The sequence below is a fragment of the Rheinheimera aquimaris genome (genome assembly GCF_020531985.1).
In the GTDB taxonomy this organism is placed as follows: Bacteria; Pseudomonadota; Gammaproteobacteria; order Enterobacterales; family Alteromonadaceae; genus Alishewanella; species Alishewanella aquimaris.
Map to the genome: position 1 here is coordinate 89,054 of NZ_JAJAVQ010000006.1, position 17,054 is coordinate 106,107.

The window sequence follows — 17,054 nt, forward strand, 5'->3', positions numbered from 1 at the left end:
TAATATCTGCGTTAACACAGACATATACTGTAACACTCTTACACTTGAGTAAGCCTTTAGTCGGGCTCAAAATCTGCTAATAATTTTCCGACAAATTCGCTGATTAACGGCTGCGCTTCGCTGTTAGGGTGTATTCCGTCCCCAAGCATTAAAGCTCTATTGACGGCGATATTATCCATGAAGAATGGCCATAGCGTTATTTGATGTTTTTCAGCCAGTTGCGGATAAATTCCACTAAATTGTTGTCCATAACGAGGTCCATAGTTCGGTGGTATACGTATTTGCATTAACACTGGTGCCGCTTTATGCTGCTTAACCAACGTGATGATTTCATTTAAATTGGATTCAATGGTGCCAATAGCATGACCACGTAATCCATCATTGCCACCTAATTCGATTAGTACAGCATCAGGCTGATGCTGCTGCAGTAGCGCAGGCAGGCGAGCAACGCCGCCGGCCGTTGTTTCGCCGCTGATGCTGGCGTTAATTAATTGCCAGTCAGTACGTTGTTGCAGCAGATAAGGCCAGCCTTGTTGCTGTTGCATGCCATAGGCGGCACTTAAACTGTCGCCGAGAATAAGTAGTTTTTGTGCCTGGCTAATCTGGCAGAAAAATACGAGCACAAAGAAGAAGATAATACGCATGATGACAACACCTGAAGTTCACATTAAAGCTACTAATTTGGCTAAGAGCGTCAAAGTAGCGGATGGTTCCTTAACTATCCTGCATGATATCAGTCTGACGATCAATCGTGGCGAAAGTGTGGCGATTGTCGGCGCTTCCGGCTCTGGTAAATCGACTTTGCTTAGTCTGCTGGCCGGTTTAGACACACCGAGCGAAGGAGAGGTCTTTCTGGGGCGGCACCCATTACATAACTTGTCTGAAGATAAGCGGGCTGGCATAAGGGCTGCTGAAGTGGGGTTTGTGTTTCAGTCTTTTTTGTTGCTACCAAGCCTGACTGCGCTTGAGAACGTTACATTGCCAGCTGAGCTTGCTGGAATAAAAGATGCGAAAGCGCGCGGAGCGGCTTTACTTCAGCAAGTTGGGCTAGCCGCCCGGGCAGATTTTTTCCCGTCACAATTATCAGGAGGAGAGCAACAGCGTGTTGCGATAGCGCGAGCATTTATTACGCAGCCTGCTGTCCTGTTTGCCGATGAGCCGTCTGCTAATCTGGATGCGCAAACCGGACAAAAAGTAGAAGATTTGCTGTTTAAGCTCAATAAAGAACAGGGAACGACACTGATTCTTGTGACGCACAATGCAGAGCTGGCGGCGCGTTGTCAGCGGCAGTACCGGATGCAAGCCGGGCGCTTTGTCAACAAGGACAATGAGGGGCTGGCAGATGTTGGTTAACATAGCTTGGCGGTTGTTCTGGCGGGAGCTGCACCGTGGAGAGCTCTGGGTTATCGGCTTTGCGCTGTTTCTTGCTGTTGGCTCAGTAGTCAGTTTGAGTGGTATTACCCAAAGCGTAAATAGTGCGCTGAAACAACGCAGTGCGCAATTTTCGGCTGCAGACAGGGTATTAAGATCCAGCCAGCCTTTTGATTCAGAAGTTATTACGCAAGCCGTAGCACAAAATCTGAAAGTCTCCCGTCAGATGCAATTCGATTCTATGCTGTTTGCTGGCGATAAGATGCAATTAGCAACCATCAAAGCGGTTGATGATAGTTACCCACTGCGGGGTGAGCTGCAGTTAAACCGCTCTTCGGTAGCCGGTGTTGGCGATGCTATATCAACTCAGCCAGGCGAAGTTTACTTCGAAGCCCGCTTGTTTGACCTGCTGAACCTACAAGTTGGTGATAAGGTCGAGCTTGGAATGTCCCGCTTGACTGTTGCCGGGGTTATTACGCAGGAACCTGATGCGCCACTTAGCGTGTTTGGTGGAGCGCCACGAGTATTAATGCACCTTGATGATGTTGCAGCAACAGAAATTGTTCAACCGGGAAGTCGTATCGCTTACCGTTATTTATTTGCAGGCACTGAGCAGCAACTAAGTCAGTTTGAAGAGCTGATGCAGCCTCAGCTTAATGCACATCAACGCTGGCAGAAACTGGATAACCAGTCTGCAATCGGCGGTGCTTTGCAACGAGCGGAACGGTTTTTATTGCTGTCAGGCCTACTTGGGATTGTACTGGCAGCTTGTGCTGCGGCCGTAGCTGCAAGTCGATACAGTCAGCGCCACACTCAGTCTGTGGCAGTTATTAAAGCACTGGGCGCGACAACGCGACAAATCAGACTGATTTATGGTGGGCATCTGTTGCTCGTAGTCGCATTTAGTCTGGTCTGTGGCATTATTGCCGGACAGCTTGCCATTGAAGCTGCCCAGTTTGGGATCCAATATTATTTAGGTGATTTTCGTAGTGCGTTCAGCTGGCGGCCGATATGGCTTGGCAGCCTGACCTGTTTGATTTGCGCGATATTATTTGCCGCCAGGCCAATGTGGCGTCTTGCAGGCACTGCAGCGATTGAAGTATTAAAAAATACTACACTCAAACTTGAGCTTGATAAGCTGCAGTTGTTAACCGGAGCTTTGGCTATCTGGGCCCTGATGTGGTTGTTTAGTGGTGAGTTTCTGCTAAGTGTTGGCCTGTTTCTGTTGTGCGCGCTTTTTGCAGCGCTACTGATGTCTGTTGCAGCTTTGCTGGTTAAACTCGCCAAGCCTGTAGCTGCAGGCCAAAGCAGTGCTAGACGGCTTGCATTGGCTAATCTGCGCCGGCGGCTGTGGGCGAATAGTTTTCAGTTAATTACCTTTAGTCTCGCTATCTTCCTAACTTTGCTGTTGTACTTTCTGCGTGCTGAGCTTATCGGGCAGTGGCAACAGCAGATCCCGGAAGGGGCGCCAAATCAGTTCTTGGTCAATATCGCCGAGCCGCAGCGTGCAGTGCTCAATCAATTTGCCGCAGAGCATGATCTTGTTACGGGACAATATTATCCTGTAGTTCGGGGTCGGTTGGTGTCAGTGAATGATGAGCAGTTGCAGCAGGAAGCAACGAAAGAGCAGCGTTCGGAGCAGCGGGTCGGTATTGGTCGTGAGCTTAATCTGACCTGGCTGGCGCAGCTACCCGATAATAATCAGGTAGTGTCCGGGACCTGGTTTGACGCGAAGAGCAGTGCGCAGGTTTCGGTTGAAAGTGAAATTGCCCAACGGCTAGATATTAAGCTTGGTGATACTCTGGCGTTTTCTATCGGCGGCCAGCAACTTAGCGCAACTGTCAGTAGTATCCGTAAAGTTGATTGGAACAGTTTGCAGCCCAATTTTTATATGATCTTAAGCCCCGATGTGCTGGCAGATTTTCCCGCCACTTATATCACGGCTTTTTATCTACAGCCTGAGCAAAACTTACTGCTTAATCAGCTAGCCAGGTTAATGCCGACAGTAACAGTTATCAGTGTCGATAATATTATTCAGCAGGTAAACAGTATTATCAGTCAGGTGACGATTGCCCTTAGCTTTATTCTGCTAATTATATGCTGTGCAGCGGCACTGGTACTGGTAGCGCAGGTGCAGGCAACGCTGGAACAACGTGAACAGGAGCTGGCAATCTTACGTACGTTAGGCGCACGGCACGCTTTTTTACGCAATGCTTTGCTGTTGGAGTTTTCGCTGCTAGGTGGATTAGCCGGCTTATTTGCTACGGTATTGGCAGAGTCGATGCTTTTTATTGTGCAACAACGCGCTTTTGATCTGCCATTTACATTGCATTACACTCTGTGGTGGTTAGGGCCGGTACTGGGTATTGTTTTGGTAACAACGCTCGGCTGGTTGCAGCTGAAGCGTTTAATGCGTATCCCTGGTGCGGTACTTATACGACGGGTATTACAAAGCTGAGCGTCTGGATAGTAAATTCGTTAGTGCTGGCTCCAGTTCAGTAAAATGGAACTGATAGCCGGCCTTAATCAGGTTTGCCGGTATTACCCGTTGCCCATCGATCAGCAATGTCGCCATTTCACCCAGCAATAAATTTAATATAAAAGCGGGTATAGGCAATAAAGCAGGGCGGTGCAGCACTTTTGCCAGCGCCTGGCTAAATTGTGTATTGGCAACCGGGGTGGGCGCAGTTGCATTGAAAACACCCTGTAAAGTTGGATGAAGCAGCAAAAACTCAATAATCTGCACCATGTCATCGATATGTATCCACGACATATACTGCTGACCGTTACCTATTTTACCGCCAAGCCCAAGTTGAAATGGCGGTAACATTTTTTTCAGGGCACCGCCATCTTTTGCCAGTACTATGCCAGTACGTAACAGGCAGACCCGGGTTTGTGGGCTTGCTGCATCCTGAGCGACTTCCTCCCAATGTTTACATAGCTGATGGGGAAAGTCGTCATGAACATGGCTATAGTCCTCACTAATAAGCTGAGCCTGCTGGGCACCATAAAAACCTATAGCTGACCCGCTGATGAGTACCTGTGGCGGTTTTGAAGCATTGTTAATGGCGTCAACCAATGCCTTAGTGCACAGCCAGCGGCTGTTACACAACTTTTGCTTTTGCTGCTCTGACCAGCGCTTACCAACGATAGGTTCGCCAGCAAGATTTACGACGGCCGTGATATCGTTAAAATCAACGTCTTTTATGCTGGATACAGCCGATATCGCTGTACCAAAGCGTGTGATTACGCTTTGGGGATTGCGGCTTAATATGGTTAACTTATACTGATTTTGCCATCGCTTAACGAGCGCGCTTCCAATCAGACCGGAGCCACCGGTTATCAGTATATGCATGAGAGACGTTATCCTGATACGGAGCCAAGGTGATAAGTATAGAGCTTATTTGTTTGTAGAAAGCGTTAATGATACTGAATCGGCAAACCGAAGCGCGTGGGGCTTGTCTATTTCAACTTCCGCATAATGCACTGATGCATGTTCTGCAGCAATCGCCAGTACATCAGCCGTCAGCTTTTCCAGCAGTGAGAAACGCTGATTTTCAACCAGTGCAATAATTTTTTTTAGTAATGGTTCTGTAGTTCAACGCGTTATCCATATTATCAGTGTTGGCTGCATTTTCGGCACTATATTTGATTAACGCATTGATAATCACATCTTGCTTATTGTTAATTTCATCTTCTTTTATACCAATATAGGTACGCAGACGCAGATTTTTTATTTTAATTATCGCAGGATTATTCAGATCCATTATCTATCCCTTACATCACAGTTTTTGTTGTCTATATTACGCGAAAGAAATGATTTCGATCATCACATCGTAGGATCTAATTGCTATTTAGCTGAGGTATACAGTAAAGCGTGCTCCGCCTAAATCGCTATCATCAATTTCCAGAGTACCAGAATAGGATTGAACTAATTCTGCGACAATAGCAAGGCCGACACCATGTCCGTCCTGATAGGTATCCAGTCTGGTGCCGCGCTCAAACAAAGCTTGTCGTTTCTCTTGTGGTACACCTGGGCCGTCATCTTCAATACACAACATTAAATGCTGCGACTGCTTTATCGTGACAGTGACCTGCTGCTGACATGCTTTACAAGCATTGTCCATTAGGTTACCCAGTATTTCCATCAAATCGGTTTCATCCCCTCTGAAGGCGCAGTGCTCAGCACATTCGATATTTATCGCCAGGTTTTTATCACGGTATATTTTACTCAGGGCAGATATCAGCTTCTCTAATCGCGGCTTAATTTCAATTTGCTTTTTCCAGACATCCTGACCGGAACTGGCTGCTCTTTTGAGCTGATGTTCGATCATCGATGTGATGCGGTCCAGTTGCTCTTTCAGCTCTGGTTGTTGGCTAAGTGCGGAGGTCTGCAGCACTGCAACCGGAGTTTTCAGTGCATGCGCCAGGTCGCTTAAATGGTGGCGATAGCGTTGCTTTTGCCGGTTTTGGTTTGCAAGCAGCAAATTTAAATCTTCTTTAATAATACTGAGTTCAGCAGGGTAGCGGGCGTTTAATTGCTCCTGACTACCATTTTCAACACGGCGTATTTCATGGTCAAGCCTTGATAACGGTTTGGTTGTCCAGTAATACGCCAGTAACATCAGTAACAGCAGCATTAAACCGATACCGATAAACCACTGTATTAATGTAGCGCGGAATGTTTGCTGAGGGGCGATAAGCCTTTCGTTAGTTTGTACAATATGTACTGTAAGCGGGCGGGTATATTCTTCCGCATCAAACAATAACGATATTGATAACACCCAGAAGGAACCACTTGGCTGGATGACCTGGCGAAATAAATGCTCTCCTGGTGGTAGCGCTTCTATTGGTGGAATAAAATGCTGATTCAGTGATGAATCTGACTGCCACACCAGATCCTGTTCGTGCGTAATGTAAGCGCTCAGGCCCGAATCCGGGCGATAAAAATCAGGCGTCAGCGCATTATTCAGCAGCTCAACTTTATCTTCTGTCACGCTAAGTTCAGACAAAATGGCGTACATATGCACTTCCATTTTTTGTTCAGCGGAGGTGAGCAGTTGGGTGTAAAAAGCACGATCTATTGCAATAAATGAACTTGGCAGCAGAAACAGCAGTAAAAAAATACTGACCAGCATCTGCCGCAGTTTCAAAGATAGTGACATATCAGGCGACGTTCAGGGTGAAACGGTAGCCCCTGCCACGCAGAGTCTCAATGGGTTTATTTTCGCCATCCGGGTCGAGCTTTTTCCGTAGACGAAGTACAAACACTTCAATGACGTTGCTATCCAGGTCAAAATCCTGGTCATAGATATGCTCTGTCAGTTCAGTTTTTGAAATGACTTTGTTGGGATTCATCATAAAGTACTCAAGTACTTTGTATTCGTATGCGGTCAAGCTGATCTCATCTTCATTCAACCAGACTTGCTGGGTACGGCTGTTCAGTGCAATAGGACCCGCAGACAAGGTTGGTTCAGGCTGGCCTGCTGCCCGACGGATAAGAGCATTACAGCGTGCCAATAATTCTTCCGTATGAAACGGTTTAGTCAGATAGTCATCGGCTCCGGCATCCAGACCCTCAACTTTTTCCTGCCAGCTGCCCCGGGCTGTCAATACGATAATCGGGGTTTTCAACGCTTTCTGGCGGGCTTTACGGATCAAGGTAAGGCCATCCATTTTCGGCAAACCAATATCGATAATAGCCAGATCGTAAGGATATTCAGATAACTTGAACCAACCGTCATCGCCATCCATAGCTACATCAACGCTAAACTGTTGCTGCTGTAACTGTTCTTTGATTTGCTGAGCTAACAGATTTTCATCTTCTACAACGAGTAGGCGCATTAAATTCCATCCTTTTTTACCCGGCCGGATTGGCCATCTACTAACACGGTAATTACACGGCCATCTGCCTGTAATACCCGGATCCGGTACTGCTGCTTTTCTGTCTGCACTCTGACAATTTTACCCGGATAACGCTCCTGCGCCAGAGCAGCTGCGCGCTCACGAGTAATTTGCAAAGTATCCTGTATACCTTTAGCTTGAAGCGATATGCTGGCCAGCAGTCCGATAATCAACAGAATAATTCTGGTGCTACGCATTGTTCTCTCCACTTCTTGTCGCGGTACTTTACCTAACTATTTGTGTAGCAGCAATTCTCTTGGCTGTTACTTTATTGGGTATTGTCCTTTACTGCAGACATGGTTATTGAATCACATTGGCAAGAGTAGGCAGTTCAGACTTAATTCGTGCTGAATACTTTGAATAGTCTCAAACAAATAAAGTTAAAAAATAATTGCAAATGTAAAAAATTTGACTAATTTAATTGTGTTGGCAGTAAAAACTCTCAGCTCCCGGTTGTTTGGTTTGCCTTTTTGGTCACAATGCCAACCCGGAAAAGTCAGGCGGCAGTCAGCGGAGTCAGCAGGGATAGAGAGTTATTTTAAGGACGATAAAAATGAAAAAACTGTATTTTGCACTGGGTATGACGCTGTTTACATTAGCAACGAATGTCTGTTTTGCAGAGACAAAAGCACCTGCACAGGTCAGTAAGGCTGAAGCTGCAGCCCATGTTGCACAAAAAATCTCCCTCAACACCGCAACGCTTGAGCAACTTGAAGCCATTCCCGGGCTTGGTAAAAAGAAAGCTCAGGCTGTGCTTGATTATATTGCGCAAAATGGCGCTATAAAAAATGAAACTCAGTTGACTGAAGTCAAAGGTATAGGCGAGAAACTGGCTGCAAAAATAAGCCCGTACGTTAGCTTCAATTAATGCAGCTCAAAGCCCCGGAGATCAGTCTCCGAGGGCTTTCATTTGTTCGTTAGCCCACTGCACCGCCGTATGATAGGAATCTGGTACTTTATCGTTGGGCAGTTGTAACGTATTAATAGCTTGGTTGGCCTCTTTCCACTGTGCCTTTTCATAATATTGAATTAGCTGAATGTAGTCTGCCAGCAAGCCTTTTTTCTCTATCAACGCTTCTTTAATCTCTTTTGCCAATGGCAGCTTATTCATTACGCTGTCAATTGGTTCATCCAGAATTGCATCCATCAGCGACATTAAGCCAGTAAGGAAAGCCTTTGCCGTATCCACTTTACCATGCAGCTCAGCTAAACCTTCAGCAAACCGCGCGCGGGTCATTGACATACGCATTAGCTCAGCAGGTTTGTCACTGCTTATCTGCGAAGTGAACAGTAAAGATAAAAACTTTTTCAGCTCTGCCTGACCAAGTACAACCAAGGCTTGTTTGATGGTTTCAATTTCGGTGCGGCGTTTAAAAATTGCTGAGTTACTGTAGCGTAATAATTTGTAAGATAAGTGCACATCACGCTGAAATACCTGCGTAATTTTATTCAAATCCATATCTGCTTTTGAGGTTTCGTATAGCAGCTCCGCCAGTGTCATCTGAGCCGGGGCCAGGGCCTTACTTTGCATCATCTCCGGTTTTGAGAAGAAGTACCCCTGAAAGTAGCTAAAGCCCATATCCAACGCCAACTGAAACTCTTCGTTGGTTTCAACTTTTTCTGCCAGTAATTTAATATGCGGAAAATCAGTCAGTGCCAATTTAATTTCGTTGATAGTATCGGCGGCGGTAGAGCGGAAATCTATTTTGATAATATCAATGAAAGGGTAAAAGTGCCGCCATACTCCCTGGTGAATATAATCATCCAGCGCCAGCACATAGCCTTGCTCTTTTAATTGCTGACATTCTGCCAGCAAACGTTTTCCAGGTTGAATAGTTTCCAGTATTTCTATTACCACCTGCTCTTTGGGCAGCATGCTCGGGTATTTTTTCTGTAATGTATCGAGCGTGAAGTTAATAAAGCCGGGTTTATCGCCGAGAAAGTCATCCAGACCAAAGCTAAATTGACTACCCTCAACCATGCGCGAGGTAGCCTCATCACCATCAACATCGGGAAAAGCATTCTCCAGGCCGTCCCGAAACAATAGTTCGTATGCATATAGCTCTTTGTTACGGTCAAGGATAGGTTGGCGAGCGGCGTAAAAATACATAAATGTTCTGTCTCAGAAAATGAACACTAAAATGCTAATCTAGCAAAAATCACCGGTCAGGACACATAAATTTTATAGTGTACTGACCGGATAATGCATTTATCAGTGTTTGAGCTCAGTTTGCATTTTTTCAAATACTGATGTGATTTCTGGTGCAGGTGTCTTGGTGAGTTTACTTACCAGCACAATAAATACACTGCTGACGATGACTCCCGGCAGAATTTCGTATACCAGGCTGCTTAAGGTAGCGTCGTTTTCAAGCACCGGCGCGTAAATCCAGAAAAGTACTGTGGCAGCACCGCTGATAATACCGCTTAATGCTCCGGCAAATGTCATTCTTTTCCAGTACAGGCTAAACACCACCAACGGACCAAATGCTGCACCAAAACCAGCCCAGGCGTTACTTACCAATGTCAGGATAGAACTGTCTCTGTCATAGGCCAGTACTATGGCAACCATCGCTACGGCTAATACTGATAACCGGCCAACCAAAACCAGCTCACGCTGAGACGCACTGCGATTGACGAAAGTCTTATAAAAGTCTTCTGTCAGTGAGCTGGATGTAACCAGTAGCTGCGAAGAAATGGTACTCATAATAGCGGCCAGAATCGCCGCAAGTAAAAAACCGGAGATAAGCGGGTGAAACAAAAACTGGGAAAAAATGATAAAGATTGTCTCAGGATCGCTCAGTGTCATCTTAGTGTTTGCGACATACGCAATCCCAACCAGACCTGTCATCACCGCGCCCAGCAGTGTAATGAGCATCCAGCTCATACCGATACGCCGTGCTGTTTTGATATCTTTTACCGAGCGGATAGCCATAAAGCGAACGATGATATGCGGCTGACCAAAATAGCCAAAACCCCAGGACAACAGCGAGATGATACCCAGTGCTGTCAGTGCTGTGCCGGTGTTGGCATCGATGAACATATTACTGAAATCCGGGTTGATGCTGTTGACCTGCGACATCACAGAATCCAAACCGCCTAAATGGTCCAGTGCGACCAATGGCACTAACACCAGCGACACAAACATTATGCAGCCCTGTACGAAATCAGTGATACTAACAGCAAGAAAACCACCAAACAGGGTGTATGCCACCACGACACCGGCAGTGACATAAAGCCCCAGTTCATAGCTTAAGCCAAATGAGCTTTCAAACAGCTTGCCACCACCAACAACGCCTGATGAGGTGTATAACGTAAAAAACAACACGATAACAACGGATGATACGATACGCAGGGTACGGGTTTTGTCCGCAAAACGGTTTTCAAAGTAATCCGGCAGCGTAATCGAATCGTTGGCAACTTCAGTGTAGACCCTTAAACGGGGTGCTACGATGACGTAATTAAGGAAAGCACCGATCAACAAACCAATGGCTATCCAGCCGCTGCTGATACCCGACAGGTACATGGCGCCTGGTACACCCATCAGCATCCAACCGCTCATATCTGACGCACCTGCGGACAGTGCAGTTACAGCAGGGCCGAGTTTACGACCGCCCAGCATATAACCTGATACATCATCCGTTGACGTTTTATAGCCATATAAACCAATGGCCAGCATCACGATAAAATATAACCCTAACGAAATAATAGTGCCTGTTTCCAAAACAGTTTCTCCTTATGACAGCGGCTAAGCTTTGGTTAACGCGGGTCTAACCAAAGCTCAGTACAAAAAAATACCTGATACAGGATCAGGTTTAAAATCAAACTCATGCTAACAAGATGTGCGCAAGCTTACCAGTGTAAAGCGGTAAGCTTGCGCTGACAGTGGCTGGATAACTAAGCTTGCAGGCTCACTTGGGATATAACGGTGGTAGTGATTGTTGTTCGTCGACTGTACTCGTTTTCGCTGTATTAAAGTGCTGCCAGGCGCGCCAGAGGGCATCTCCTTGCCAGGTGTTAGCATTATTGCTGTACAGCGCATCGTTAAGGATATCCAGCTGCTGATTCAAGTCTTTGGCGTTGACAACGGCTTTTAATTCAGTCAGAGACAAGCACCGTCTGTCCAACTGTTGGTGGCCAAAACGTAACAGCTCAGCTCTGGCGACTACGGCATTATTTTGCTGGCAGGCTTGCTTTAACGTCCGGCTGTCAAAGCGCACGCGACTTGTTATTGTTGCTGCGGGTTGCGCCGGTGTTTTTAATTGCCACAGTAGGTAGCCGATAAACAGGCTGATAAACCAGAGTGCGGCAAGAGCACTGCTCAGGTAGTTCCACTGCCACTTTGATACCGGTTGCGCGGCAGGTTGTGTTATTTGTTGCACAGGGGAGGGGGCAACAGCGCCTTTTGCATCAGGCCCGGCACTGACTGCCGCAGCGACACCGCTGACCGTCAGTTTACGTGCTGGCAGACTAGCATGCTCAAGCTTACCGGTTTGGCTATTCCACCAGGGTAAGCTTACTGCGGGTAACTCTAGCTCGCCGGCTTTATTCGCAATTACAGCAGTAGTAAAGACTTTTTGCGCAACTAAGCGGCCATTGCGTTCAGCGCTTTTAGCTTGTGGTTGCTCCTGATAGAGCCGCAGCCCGTCCGGGAAACCTTGTTTGATTTCAGGTAACTGATTTTCTGCCACATCAACGGCCGACAACGTGATAGTGCGGGTCACCGGCTCACCCTGTTTCAGCTCGGTAATATCCGGGCTCCATTCTTCGGTTAATGTCACCAGACCGGCCACCAGCCAGTCGCCGGGAAAGCTATCCGGTATCGGGTTAACCTTTATATCTATCGGCTGAGCCTGCTGAACCACTGTTTTGGTACGGGCAAAGTAATTATAACGTGCGCTGTCACGGTCTATCATTTCGCCATTAAAAGCCGGTGGCGTAATGGTAAAGCTACCGCTACGCTGCGGCGTTATAGCATAACGGCGGGTAATAGTTCGGTACCGGATACCGTTAACCAGGGCAGAGCTTTCGCTGTCCTGGCCCACCTGGCTGATACTAGCGCCTTCGAGCACCGGCTCTGACAATGAGCCGCGTTGCAGCTCGCCATTAAAATAAATGGTCACGGTGTAATAGCTAAGCTGTTGTACATACAGCTGTTGTTGCTCCATCTTTGCTTCAAGAAACAGCTCTTGCGAGTTACTGCTGCTTTGGCTAACGTTGCCTTCGAGGATTTTTAATGTAATCGGTGTAGTGCTCATGCCCTGTAGCGTAAAGGCCGGAATGGTAAATTCGCCGCTTGACTTAGGCAGTAGCACAACCCGCCAACTGGTGCTCTGGCTTGCCTGACCATTAATGATCTGGGTGCTGCTGCTAATAGACGGCACCATGACTGTGAAGTCTTTCTCTAACACACGAAAGCTTATGGCATCCGACGCGACCCGGGCGTCTGCAATCACTTCCAGTGTTACTGCTTCGCCCTGCAGTGCAGGGTTTTTATCTACACTGGCGGTTAATTTAGTCAGTGCCTGTAACGGTAAGCTTAACAGCAGCGCTACGGCCAGCAGTACACCCTTTACCATTGTTGATCAACTCCTGTTGGCAAACGCTGTTGTTGCCGTTTTAAATATTCCAGATACATTTTATTACGCAGCAGCAGGGCTGGGTCGTCCTGCACCTTTCGTAGCAGGTTGTCTAACTGCTGTTGCTCTTCGTCTGTCGCATTCGGCCACGCTTCGCGTATGGCCTGAGTTTGTTCCAGTGTTTCTTCGTCAGCTTCTGATGCCGGTGCAGGCTGGTTTTTCTGTTCAGCCGGTTCAGGTTCGGGCGTTTGCTCTGCCTCTGTTTGTTGCTGTTGTTGCCCTTCCTGCTCAGACGCATCGTCAGCATTGTTTTCGCTATCGGAACTGTTGTCACTGTTCGAGTTGCTGTCAGATTGCTGTTGCTCATCGCCTTGTTTTTGCTGCTGATCTTGCTGGTTTTTCTGTTGTTGTTGCTGCTCCTGCTGCTGTTGTTGTTGCTGTAGCAATTGCTGCATTAACTGAGCATTTTGAGCGGCAGGGGAGAAATCGGGGGCCAGTTCCATTGCCTGCTGATAAGCGGCCAGTGCGTCTTCATAGCGCTGCTGCTGCGCCAGGCTGTTACCGAGATTATGGTAGGCGTCGGCTGTTGGGGTTTGCGCTGTTGCGCTGCGATAAGCTTGTTCTGCTTGCTGAAAGTCGCCGTTGCGGTAGGCGGCGTTGCCTTGCCATAGCGGCTCTTTAAATTTCTGCCGGGCGCTGTTGTAGTCACCTTGCTGATAATCCTGCTGCGCCTGTTGCTGGCGGGTTTGCCACAAGTCACGCCATTCAAAAGCATGTGAGGGGGCAGGGAATAACATTACCAGGCCAACTGCCAGCAAACTGCTGTATTTTCGGTTTAGCAGCAGAAGGGGTAATAACAACCACACCAGATAAATCGCATTATCCTGCCATTGATCACCCTGGATCTGCTTAGTGGTGTCGGCCTGATCCAGTGCAGACAGGGCCGGCAGGTTAATAATGTCATTTAGCATGCCACCGGTGGTGCTGGCCTGGGTGTAAACACCACCACTTTGCCTGGTCAGTGTCGCCAGCTGAGGCTGCGGCAGTTTGGGTATCACGACAGCACCGTTAGCCGTTTTTAGCAGCTCGCCATTTTCCAGTTGCACCGGCGCACCGTCTTCACTTCCAAAACCCAACACCGATAAGCGGTGCGGCCAGTTATTTATCAGATCCTGTAGTTCGCGGAAACTGTTGTTATCAAAACCATCGGTAAACACGACAACATCGCCGCGCGGATATCCTGCCTGGCGCAATAATTTGTCGGCCTGTTGCAAGGCGGCAACCAGGTTGGAGCCCTGAACCGGCATGATTTCTGGTTTCAGATCAGGAATGAGTAGGCGGATATTATTATGGTCCGGTGTCAGCGGCGAGATCACAAAGGCATCGCCGGCGAAGCTTAACAGTGCCAGCTCACCTTCACGTAGTTGATCAGTAAAATCAAGAGCCGCAAAGCGCATCTGCGTCAGGCGGTCGGGAGCCATGTCGGTGGCTCGCATCGACATAGACATGTCCAGCACCAGAACGGTGGCTTTTTTTAATGCAAAAGCCGGTTGCGGCAGCTTTTGCCAGCTAGGACCTGCGAGAGCAATGCTGGTGATAATCCAGCAACACAGCAGAAGAGGCAGGGCTAGTGGCTGCTTTTTCAGTAAAAGCTGACCACCGAGCAAGGCTTGCTGTAAATGCGGGGCAATTAAACTGTGCCAGGGGCTATGCTCGCGCCGGTGGAAATATAGCAGGATCGCAAACAGCAACACCGGTAACAGTGACAGCAGCCACAGCGGGCGTAAAAAATGAAAATCAGCCAGCATGCTTAAATACTCCACGCCAGTTAATGTTACGAGCGGCCAGAACAAAGGATAACAGCAACGCTATAGCCAGGGGCCAGTGCAATAAACTGCGCTGCGGCCGGTATGTCACGCTGTCACGCTCTATCGGTTCAAGCTGGTCAATTAACTGATAAATCTGGTTCAGTTCATTTAAATCACGGGCACGGAAATAACGGCCTCCGGTATCCTCAGCCAGCTTCGTGAGTAAGCGCTCATCCAGATCCTGAGATGGATTGACGACCCGCTGACCAAACACACTCTGCTGCACCATTTGCTCTGCACCCACGCCAACGGTATGAATTCTTACGCCTGCCGCTTTAGCTAATTGTAACGCCTCCAGAGGCAGAATATTGCCTGCGGTATTCGCACCATCGCTGAGCAGGATTAATACCTTGTTTGAACTGTCATAAGTGTTCAGTCGTTTTACTGCCAGGCCAATCGCCTCGCCGATAGCTGTGCGTGTGCCGACCAAGCGCAGTACGCTATCATCCAGCATCTTTTGCACCGTGACTAAATCGAAGGTCAAAGGCGTCTGCTGATATGCAGCGTCGGCAAATAAGATAAGACCGATCCTGTCCCCCTGGCGGCGTTTAATGAAGTCGCTGACCACTGACTTTACAGCATCCAGCCGGTTAACACTTTGTCCCTGATACTGCATATCGGCAATTTCCATTGAGCCGGATAAATCCAGGGCCAACATCAGGTCGCGCCCTTGCTGAGGCAATGTCACCGGCTCACCGAGCCAGCGGGGCTGTGTGGCGGCCAATACCAGCATTAGCCATATTATCATTGCCAACACCGAGCTCAGACTGAAGAGTTTACCTTTGCTGCCGGAGGGCTCAGAAGCCAGTTTGGCCAAAGCGGGCAGGGTTAATGCCGCTTCTGTTGTTGCCTGACGCTTAACCCGCAATAACAGCGGCAATACCGCCAGCACAGCCAACCAGGGGTAACCAAACTCAAGCATGCGTTACCTCCGCCTTGCTCGTTGGCAGGGGGGCTTTGGCCTGATATCCGCTTAGCCAGGCTTTGGCAAACAGATAAAATGCCGCTTTGGCCTCGTTATTGTCATCCCGCTGGTAAAGCAGCCCTGTTAAGTCAGGTAGTGTAGCCTGGCATTGCATTGCCAGCCATTGTTGCCAATGTTTGCTGTCCATACTAAGTGCAGGATGTGTTGGTTGATAGTGCCTGAGTACACGTTTTATTAATTGATTGATTTGCGTTGCATCATCACCACTGTGATGTATCTGCTCCAGTAACAGCAAAGCCTGCCGCTTCGGTGCGAAGTAACACCAGCGGCGGTAAAAACGCAGTGCCAGATAAAACAGGGCAAGGGCCAGCGCCGCAATCAGTAACCACCAAAGAGGTGCCAAGGCAAAGCCAAGTACTAGCTCCGGTTCACTGATATCGGCAAGTTGTGCCAGCGGGGATCCGGGTTCAGCCATACCACTTTCTCTCTAATTGACTCAAGACCGGCTCGGCGGCACTGACCGGCAGCCATTTGCAGCCAAGCTGGTTAAGATGAAGCTTAAGTTGTTGTTGCATGTCATTTTGCTGGCGAGCGTAGCGTTGCTGCAAGGCACTGCTGCCAAGCTCAACATAACCCGTCTGCAGGCCATCACTGACCGCGGCCATGCCATGACTGCTTGCTGGTAGCATTAAATCCAGCGGATCAGTCACCGGGCAACAACTGACTTCATTGTGCTGGCGAATGGCTCGGATGTGGCGCAAACCGTCCTGATTAAAATCACTGAAGTCTGACAGTACATAGACCAGGCTGCCGGGCCGTACCAAGCGGCGCAGCTGGCTTAAGGCGTCATTCAGTGTCAGGCCGCGGTTGCCGCTATCGGCCTGATGTATTTCGGTCAGCGCATGAAAATAGCGTAACACGCCATGGCTGCGGCTTTGTGGTTTTAGCTCGATATGCTGATGCTTGCTAAAAACCAGGCCACCGAGTTTGTCACCACGCTGTTTGACATGCCAGGCAATAAGCGCGGCCAGATGTGCTGCCTGCACTGATTTAAACAGTAAGCTGGAACCAAAGTGCATACTGCTGCTGAGATCAGTTAATACAAATACCGGACGCTCTTTTTCTTCACGAAACAACTTAGTATGCACTTTACCGGTGCGGGCTGTAACACGCCAGTCGATGGTGCGTACGTCATCACCGTTCTGATAATGACGCACCTCATCAAACTCCATGCCCCGGCCTTTGCTTTTGGCAAGATAAGTGCCTGCCAGTTTACTCTGGATCGCCATTTGCGGCGTTAAGTCGAGCACCTTGGTGTAACGCTGATACCAAAGTAACTCTGTCAGGCCAAGGCTGGTGCCAGTTGTGCCATTCTGCAGCCGCCACTGCTGGGGAGACAACTGGTTCATA

The 17,054-nt window shown here is 48.3% G+C and carries 17 protein-coding genes; 3 read left to right on the top strand and 14 right to left on the bottom strand.

All coding sequences use genetic code 11. The features are described from left to right. Positions 1-56: 56 nt before the first annotated feature. The gene (locus LHL18_RS17475; RefSeq protein WP_226768041.1) at positions 57-644 is read right to left on the bottom strand and encodes an arylesterase; all 588 of its coding nucleotides are present in this window, start codon (positions 642-644) and stop codon (positions 57-59) included. Between LHL18_RS17475 and LHL18_RS17480 the strand changes: the two genes are divergently transcribed. Then, positions 643-1,353, top strand: coding sequence for an ABC transporter ATP-binding protein (locus tag LHL18_RS17480; RefSeq protein WP_226768042.1), 711 nt, complete (start codon positions 643-645; stop codon positions 1,351-1,353). The two genes, LHL18_RS17475 and LHL18_RS17480, sit on opposite strands and share 2 nt — an antisense overlap. Continuing rightward, positions 1,343-3,829, top strand: a complete 2,487-nt coding sequence (locus tag LHL18_RS17485; protein ID WP_226768043.1) for an ABC transporter permease — start codon at positions 1,343-1,345, stop codon at positions 3,827-3,829. The genes LHL18_RS17480 and LHL18_RS17485 overlap by 11 nt, the downstream gene beginning before the upstream one ends. Here LHL18_RS17485 and LHL18_RS17490 read toward each other — a convergent pair. The 6 genes from LHL18_RS17490 to LHL18_RS17510 form a co-directional block, all read right to left on the bottom strand. Then, a complete protein-coding gene (locus tag LHL18_RS17490) occupies positions 3,818-4,726 on the bottom strand; it encodes a TIGR01777 family oxidoreductase (RefSeq protein WP_226768044.1) in 909 nt (302 codons plus the stop codon). The genes LHL18_RS17485 and LHL18_RS17490 overlap by 12 nt on opposite strands. A 45-nt stretch (positions 4,727-4,771) precedes the next feature. Further along, positions 4,772-4,945 carry a hypothetical protein gene (locus LHL18_RS19885; protein ID WP_455566977.1) on the bottom strand — a complete coding sequence of 58 codons (174 nt, stop codon included), beginning with the start codon at positions 4,943-4,945 and terminating at the stop codon, positions 4,772-4,774. Next, positions 4,929-5,138: a FolB domain-containing protein gene (locus LHL18_RS19890; RefSeq protein ID WP_264190276.1), complete on the bottom strand. Its 210-nt coding sequence runs from the start codon at positions 5,136-5,138 to the stop codon at positions 4,929-4,931. The genes LHL18_RS19885 and LHL18_RS19890 overlap by 17 nt, the downstream gene beginning before the upstream one ends. Before the next feature lie 87 nt (positions 5,139-5,225). Continuing rightward, complete coding sequence (locus tag LHL18_RS17500; RefSeq protein WP_134055566.1) at positions 5,226-6,536, bottom strand: ATP-binding protein; 1,311 nt, start codon at positions 6,534-6,536, stop codon at positions 5,226-5,228. A gap of 1 nt (position 6,537) precedes the next feature. Continuing rightward, complete coding sequence (locus LHL18_RS17505) at positions 6,538-7,215, bottom strand: response regulator transcription factor (protein WP_134055564.1); 678 nt, start codon at positions 7,213-7,215, stop codon at positions 6,538-6,540. Further along, a complete protein-coding gene (locus tag LHL18_RS17510) occupies positions 7,215-7,472 on the bottom strand; it encodes a PepSY domain-containing protein (protein WP_226768045.1) in 258 nt (85 codons plus the stop codon). The genes LHL18_RS17505 and LHL18_RS17510 overlap by 1 nt, the downstream gene beginning before the upstream one ends. A 356-nt stretch (positions 7,473-7,828) precedes the next feature. Between LHL18_RS17510 and LHL18_RS17515 the strand changes: the two genes are divergently transcribed. Then, positions 7,829-8,143 carry a ComEA family DNA-binding protein gene (locus tag LHL18_RS17515; protein WP_134055560.1) on the top strand — a complete coding sequence of 105 codons (315 nt, stop codon included), beginning with the start codon at positions 7,829-7,831 and terminating at the stop codon, positions 8,141-8,143. Positions 8,144-8,164: 21 nt separating this feature from the next. On the opposite strand, the gene LHL18_RS17520 is transcribed toward LHL18_RS17515, so the two are convergent. The 7 genes from LHL18_RS17520 to LHL18_RS17550 all read right to left on the bottom strand — a co-directional run bounded on the left by LHL18_RS17520 (position 8,165) and on the right by LHL18_RS17550 (position 17,053). Next, positions 8,165-9,385: an EAL and HDOD domain-containing protein gene (locus LHL18_RS17520; protein ID WP_134055558.1), complete on the bottom strand. Its 1,221-nt coding sequence runs from the start codon at positions 9,383-9,385 to the stop codon at positions 8,165-8,167. 102 nt (positions 9,386-9,487) lie between these two features. Beyond that, the gene (gene putP / locus LHL18_RS17525; RefSeq protein ID WP_226768046.1) at positions 9,488-10,996 is read right to left on the bottom strand and encodes a sodium/proline symporter PutP; all 1,509 of its coding nucleotides are present in this window, start codon (positions 10,994-10,996) and stop codon (positions 9,488-9,490) included. 187 nt (positions 10,997-11,183) lie between these two features. Beyond that, on the bottom strand, positions 11,184-12,851 hold the full coding sequence (locus LHL18_RS17530; protein WP_226768047.1) for a BatD family protein: 1,668 nt from the start codon (positions 12,849-12,851) through the stop codon (positions 11,184-11,186). Beyond that, positions 12,845-14,659: a vWA domain-containing protein gene (locus tag LHL18_RS17535; RefSeq protein ID WP_226768048.1), complete on the bottom strand. Its 1,815-nt coding sequence runs from the start codon at positions 14,657-14,659 to the stop codon at positions 12,845-12,847. Before LHL18_RS17535 ends, LHL18_RS17530 begins: the two co-directional genes overlap by 7 nt. Next, positions 14,649-15,641, bottom strand: coding sequence for a vWA domain-containing protein (locus LHL18_RS17540; RefSeq protein WP_226768049.1), 993 nt, complete (start codon positions 15,639-15,641; stop codon positions 14,649-14,651). The genes LHL18_RS17535 and LHL18_RS17540 overlap by 11 nt, the downstream gene beginning before the upstream one ends. Next, positions 15,634-16,119 (bottom strand): DUF4381 domain-containing protein, encoded by a 486-nt coding sequence (locus tag LHL18_RS17545; protein ID WP_226768050.1) that lies wholly within the window; start codon positions 16,117-16,119, stop codon positions 15,634-15,636. Before LHL18_RS17545 ends, LHL18_RS17540 begins: the two co-directional genes overlap by 8 nt. After that, positions 16,112-17,053: a DUF58 domain-containing protein gene (locus LHL18_RS17550; protein ID WP_226768051.1), complete on the bottom strand. Its 942-nt coding sequence runs from the start codon at positions 17,051-17,053 to the stop codon at positions 16,112-16,114. The genes LHL18_RS17545 and LHL18_RS17550 overlap by 8 nt, the downstream gene beginning before the upstream one ends. Position 17,054 lies beyond the last annotated feature (1 nt).

Coding starts and splice junctions, on each gene's coding strand:
- LHL18_RS17535 (WP_226768048.1), bottom strand. CDS start 14,659: ATGCTGGCTGATTTTCATTTTTTACGCCCGCTGTGGCTGCTGTCACTG.
- LHL18_RS17520 (WP_134055558.1), bottom strand. CDS start 9,385: ATGTATTTTTACGCCGCTCGCCAACCTATCCTTGACCGTAACAAAGAG.
- LHL18_RS17545 (WP_226768050.1), bottom strand. CDS start 16,119: ATGGCTGAACCCGGATCCCCGCTGGCACAACTTGCCGATATCAGTGAA.
- LHL18_RS17475 (WP_226768041.1), bottom strand. CDS start 644: ATGCGTATTATCTTCTTCTTTGTGCTCGTATTTTTCTGCCAGATTAGC.
- LHL18_RS19890 (WP_264190276.1), bottom strand. CDS start 5,138: ATGGATCTGAATAATCCTGCGATAATTAAAATAAAAAATCTGCGTCTG.
- LHL18_RS17485 (WP_226768043.1), top strand. CDS start 1,343: ATGTTGGTTAACATAGCTTGGCGGTTGTTCTGGCGGGAGCTGCACCGT.
- LHL18_RS17550 (WP_226768051.1), bottom strand. CDS start 17,053: ATGAACCAGTTGTCTCCCCAGCAGTGGCGGCTGCAGAATGGCACAACT.
- LHL18_RS17510 (WP_226768045.1), bottom strand. CDS start 7,472: ATGCGTAGCACCAGAATTATTCTGTTGATTATCGGACTGCTGGCCAGC.
- LHL18_RS17505 (WP_134055564.1), bottom strand. CDS start 7,215: ATGCGCCTACTCGTTGTAGAAGATGAAAATCTGTTAGCTCAGCAAATC.
- LHL18_RS17490 (WP_226768044.1), bottom strand. CDS start 4,726: ATGCATATACTGATAACCGGTGGCTCCGGTCTGATTGGAAGCGCGCTC.
- LHL18_RS17530 (WP_226768047.1), bottom strand. CDS start 12,851: ATGGTAAAGGGTGTACTGCTGGCCGTAGCGCTGCTGTTAAGCTTACCG.
- LHL18_RS17500 (WP_134055566.1), bottom strand. CDS start 6,536: ATGTCACTATCTTTGAAACTGCGGCAGATGCTGGTCAGTATTTTTTTA.
- LHL18_RS17515 (WP_134055560.1), top strand. CDS start 7,829: ATGAAAAAACTGTATTTTGCACTGGGTATGACGCTGTTTACATTAGCA.
- LHL18_RS17540 (WP_226768049.1), bottom strand. CDS start 15,641: ATGCTTGAGTTTGGTTACCCCTGGTTGGCTGTGCTGGCGGTATTGCCG.
- LHL18_RS17480 (WP_226768042.1), top strand. CDS start 643: ATGATGACAACACCTGAAGTTCACATTAAAGCTACTAATTTGGCTAAG.